Annotated in this window: 1 protein-coding gene; it reads left to right on the plus strand. The window is 67.3% G+C overall.

All coding sequences use genetic code 11. The features are described from left to right. Positions 1 to 811: 811 nt before the first annotated feature. The coding region (locus tag ETD86_RS52295) for a DNRLRE domain-containing protein (RefSeq protein ID WP_138674059.1) at positions 812 to 5405 on the plus strand (4594 nt) is incomplete at its 3' end.

Here is a 5405-nt window from a genome sequence, read left to right on the forward strand (position 1 = left end):
CTGCCGGCGTGAGGTCGGACTGGCCGGGGCGGCGGTGGGGCGGATGGCGATGGCAGCCAAGGGCGGCGTGGTGGTGTTGCCTTCGAGGGTCGGCAAGGGGTCGAGCGTGGGGTAACTGGTGGGGATGCCGATCAAGAGGGCGGCGAGGACGAGGAGGAGGACGCCTGCCAGGAGCGTGGCGGTCCCTATCGTCCGTCCGCGTCTGTGCCGTTGCACCGTGGTCGCTTGGTGAGGGTGGGTCGTCACCGGGTGAGCGTTCCAGCCGCTGGCATGAGGCGGTCCTCCTGGGGGTGCGAAGCGGGACAAACCGTTTCGATCTAGACATGGAAGGTGACGGCGGTCAAGACCGTCAGGCAAAAATTCGCTGCCGCGCAGGTCAGGAGGTAGTGAATGAAGGGTTGACCGGGTGCGGTGATCCTGTGAGTTCGCTGGGAATCGCATCCCCGGTGCGTCGAGGGATAGTCTTGCCAACCTGGGGTCTTTACTCTGAGTTACATTGCGCGTAGATCGGCTGGGATTCCATCTGCGGGTGGATCTTTGCAGCATGTGACATATCCGGCGGTCATTCAAGAGTGCGTTCGGTTAATGAGGTAAGTCACCTTCCGTACTTCTTGACCGAATGTGCCGATTTGTGGCGTGATGCGGGTGTTTTTGCTCCGGGATCTTTAGGTCCCGCTTATCTGCGGCCCCTGGTGGGTCACGTGAGTCGTGGAGTGTACCCGTGTCGCAATTACCCCTCAGATGCCCACAATCGAGGTCTCGTCGTCACACATGGTTACGTCGAGCCGTTACCCTGATCACCACCCTCGCCATGGTGCTGACGCTGGCCCCAGTGTCGCCCGCCGCGGCGCAGACCGGCCCGGCCGAACCCGGCCCGCTCTCCCGCGCGGCGACATGGCTGACCGCCCAGGTGGCCGACTGGTTCACCACGGAACCGGAAGGCCGCACACCCGCCAGCGCGGACAAGGTCACGTTGCCGGGCCGCGACAGCCGCCCGGCCGCGGCCTGGCAGGCGGCCCCGCCCGGCAAACGCACCAAAGAGCTCACCGGTAAGCGGTATCGGTACGGCACCGTGTACGAGTTGGAGGACGGCCGCTCGCAGGCGGAGATCTCCACCCGGCCGGTGCACTACCAGGACGCCGCCGGCGCCTGGCAGCCCGTCGACACCACCGTCACTGCAGTCGCGGAGGACGGGTTCGTCCACGGCAACGACAAGACCGGCTTTCAGGCTCGGTTCGGCGACAAGAGCGACAAGCTGATCCGCCTCAGCGTCGGCAAGCGGCAGGTCACCCTCGGCCTGCCCGGCGAGGCCCGGCAGATCGTCCCGCGAGTGGAGGGCTCGACGGTCACCTACCCGGGCGTGTGGGATGGCGCCGACCTGGTCTACACCGTCACCGCCTCGGGGGTGACCGAACACCTGCGGCTCACCAAGGCGCCCGCGGCCGGGACGGTGTTCGCGTTCACCGTCAAGACCGGCGGCGGACTGCAGACGGCGCAGAACCCGGACGGGTCCATCGCGTTCGCCGATGAAAGCGGTAAGCGAGCCTTTACCGTCCCGCGCCCGTTCATGATCGACGCCGAGAATGATGCGGCGTCGCCGTTCGGTAAGCGCACCGGCGCCATCACCCAGGAACTGGCCCCGAGCCAGGGTGGTGAGGCGACGATCACGCTGAAGCCGGACGCGGCGTGGCTGGCGGCGCCGGAGCGGGCGTGGCCGGTGCTGATCGATCCCACCCTCAAGATCAACGACTGGGCTGTCGACGTGTACGACACCTACGTCAGCCAGGCCACGGCCACCACTCCCTACGCCGACTCCTGGAAGCTGCCGGTGGGCAAGACCGCCGCCGGGCTGAACCGGGCGCTGCTGTTCTTCGGCGCGCCTTCGGCGGATGTGCTGCCGATCGGCACCCGGATCGACCAGGCCAAGCTGGAGGTGTACTTCGACCAGGCCCTGGGCGAGAGCGCGGCGGTGACGCTGGCCGCGCATGAGATCACCGACGACTCCTGGACCTGGGATCCGCTGGGCACCACGTGGAACAATCAGCCGAGCTTCTCTAACACTGCGGCCTCGACGGTGACCCGCAACGTCGGGGAGCTGTCGCGCTGGCACGGCTTTGATGTGACCGCAATGGTCAACGGCTGGTACTCCAGCGTGGAAGCGCCGATGGCGGGCATCCTGCTCAAGGCCGTCAACGAGGCCAGGACTGCGCCGGTGGGCGGGGTGGCCTACCAGGCGATGGATGACTTCGGCGCGGTGGATCCGCTGACGGTGGACCCGGTGGCGCACCCGCGGTTGCTGGTCACCTTCGGCAAGCCGTCGGTCACCTTGGAGCAGCCAACGCTGGCGACCTCGGTGGGCGCGTCGCTGTCCTGGTCGGCCTACGCCGACCCGACGCCGAACGATGCATCCGATGATCTGGTGGAGTACCGGCTGCGCCATGAGTGCCCGTCGGGCTGCCAGCTCACCTCCAACACCACCGGCGGTGACGTGGACGACCTGGTGGCGACGCTGCAGCCGGAGGTCACCTCCTACACCGACACCAGCAGCGGCGCCGACCCGGATGCCGCCGCGGACCCGTCCTACACCCACCAGGCGGACTACTGGGTGGAGGCGGTACTGGCCAACGGGCAGGTGGTGCCCTCGCAGCACGTGCGGGTGTTCCTGCCCAAGCCCGGCTATGTCACCAAGACCCTGTACGCAACAGCGGACACCACCCTGTCGTCCGGGGAGCCGTCGGCCGGCCACGATGTCGTGGGCGGGCAGAAGCGGCTGCAGGTTGGCAACACCGCCACCACCCTGGCCACCACCCGCGCGGTGGTGAGCTTCGGCGACTACGCGAGCCAGATCCCGGCCGGCGCGCAGATCGCTGACGCGCAGTTGTCGCTGTGGCAGGCCACCGCGACCGGCAGCGGCGCCTCCTTCACCGCCCACAAGCTCACCAAAGCCTTCGACGAGGCGGCGACCTGGACCAGCCCCTGGACCACGCCCGGCGGCGACTTCACCGCCACCGCGCTGGGCAGCCTCAACGGGCTGACGGACACGGCCGGGTGGCGGCGGTGGACGGTCACCGACGCGGCCAAGGCCTGGACCGCCACGCCGAGCGCGAACCATGGGTTGCTGGTCAAGGTCGCCGACGAGGCGGGCGCGGCCAAGCAGTCGGCGCAGTTCCTGGCCAGCGAAACATCTGAGCCGCTGCTGCGGCCGAAGCTGGCCGTCACCTACGCAGACCCCGGCGCGGTCACCTCGTTCTATGCGCCCGGCACGCCGGAGCGGCTGGAGGTCGGCGCCACCACCAAGGTGGCGGTGATGGTGAAGAACACCACCAGTCAGCCCTGGCCGGCCGCCTCAACTAAGCTATCCTACCACTGGAAGCTGCCCGACGGCACCGACATCTCCACCCCCGACGCCCAGCTCAAGACGGCCCTGCCCGATCTGGCGCCGGGCGCCACCGCCGCGGTGGAGGCCGAGGTCAAGGCTCCGGCCGCGGTCGGCAACCTGGCCGAGGGCGCCCAGCTGGTCTGGGACGTCCAGGACACCGTCATCAACAACTGGAAGTCAGCCACCCACCAGCTGCCGCAACTGCCCCAGCAGATCCGCCTCGACTCCCCCACCTCGGATTTGCTGGGATTGGAGAAGTTCTATGCCTACACCGGCAAGAACACCGGCGCCGGCGGCACCGCGCTGACCAACCTGTACGCAGGGAACGTGGTGTGGGGCTACAACGCCTTCTCCAACCCCTCCCGCGGCCCGCAAACCTTCGCCCGTATGACCTACAACAGCCTGGACACCAGCACCGCCTCCCTCGGCTACGGCTGGAGCCTGCAGACCTCCACGCTGACCAAGCTGGGCTCCCAGCTGCAGTTCCACCCGCCCGGCCAGAAATGGCCCGAGCAGGTCAGGTTGACCGACGGCGACGGCACCACCCACGTGTGGACCATCGACCGCCACGGCAACACCAGCTGCCTGCCCAACACCTGCGACTACGTCCACCCCCGCGGCGTGCACCTGTACCTGCAACGCGTCCCCGAATCGGCCAGCCTGCCGGACCGCTACTCGCGTGACCCGGCCCGCCAGTGGGTGTTCACCAAACCGGACCGCACCCAGTTCTTCTTCGACGAGGAGGGCTTCCAGTCCGCGATCGTCGACAAGAACGGCAACACCATGGCGTTCACCTACGAACGCCGCCACTCCAACAACAAGCCCACCAAGTTCCTGCAGTACATCACCGACGCCGCCGGGCGCAAGACGCTGACCTTCAACTACTACGCCAAGGGCCAGGACTACACCTACATCGAGGACGTGAACTGGCAGCCGGTCGAGGCCACCAAGCTGACCAACCCGCACATCATCGACAACGTCGAGTCGATCACCGACATCGCCGGCCGCAAGGTCAGCTTCGCCTACACCGACAAGGGCCTGCTCGCCCGGATGATCGACGGCGCGGGCGATGAGCAGGCCAAGACGTTCGCCTTCCACTACGACGCCACCCAGGGCAACAAGAACGTCAAACTCGCCAAGGTTATCGACCCGCGCTCCCACACCGAAACCCCGCAGGGCGCGCAGAAGTACGCCACCGAGCTGGACTACTACGACGCCACCGAAGACCCCGAGGATCTGTGGAAGATCCAAACCCTCACCGACCGGCTCGGCGGGGAAACAGACTTCGCCTACCAGGACCCGGACGGCCCGCAGGGCGCGGTGATCCACGCCGCGGTTACCGACCCGCTGGACCACACGACCCGGTACGTGCTCGACGCCTACGGCCGCCCCGAGAAGATCACCAACGCCAAGCAGGAGACCACCCGCCTGCAGTGGGATCCCGACCACAACGTCACCGACCTGATCGAGGCCAGCGGGGCAGCCAACCAGGCGGTCACCAGCTGGACGTATGACCAGAAGACCGGCTACCCGCTGACCATCACCGACCCTGAGGCCACCAAGAACGGCACCAACGCCACGGTGCTGGACTACTACCGCGGCCTGGGCGGCTACATCGCGGATCTGAAGACCAAGACCAGCCCGGAAGGCCGCACGTGGGCCTTCAGCTACGACGCCAACGGCAACCTCAAGACCGTCACCGACCCGCTCGGCGTCCCGACCCCGGACGCGACCGACTACACCACCTTCTACGACTACGACCCCGTCGGCCAGCTGACCAAGGCGACCGACGCCAACGACAACCCCACCACCTTCACCGACTACCACCCGACCGGATACCCAGAGAAGATCACCGACGCCTACAACAACGTCACCACCACCGGCTATGACGTGCGCGGCAACGTGCTGTCGGTGACCGACGCGCTGGGCAAGAAGACCAGCCAGACCTACGACCTCTTCAAACGCCCGCTGGAGTCCAAGGTCCCCAAGGACCAGGACGCCTCCCCACCGGTGTTCATCACCACCC

The sequence above is a fragment of the Nonomuraea turkmeniaca genome, from assembly GCF_005889735.1.
GTDB lineage: Bacteria > Actinomycetota > Actinomycetes > Streptosporangiales > Streptosporangiaceae > Nonomuraea > Nonomuraea turkmeniaca.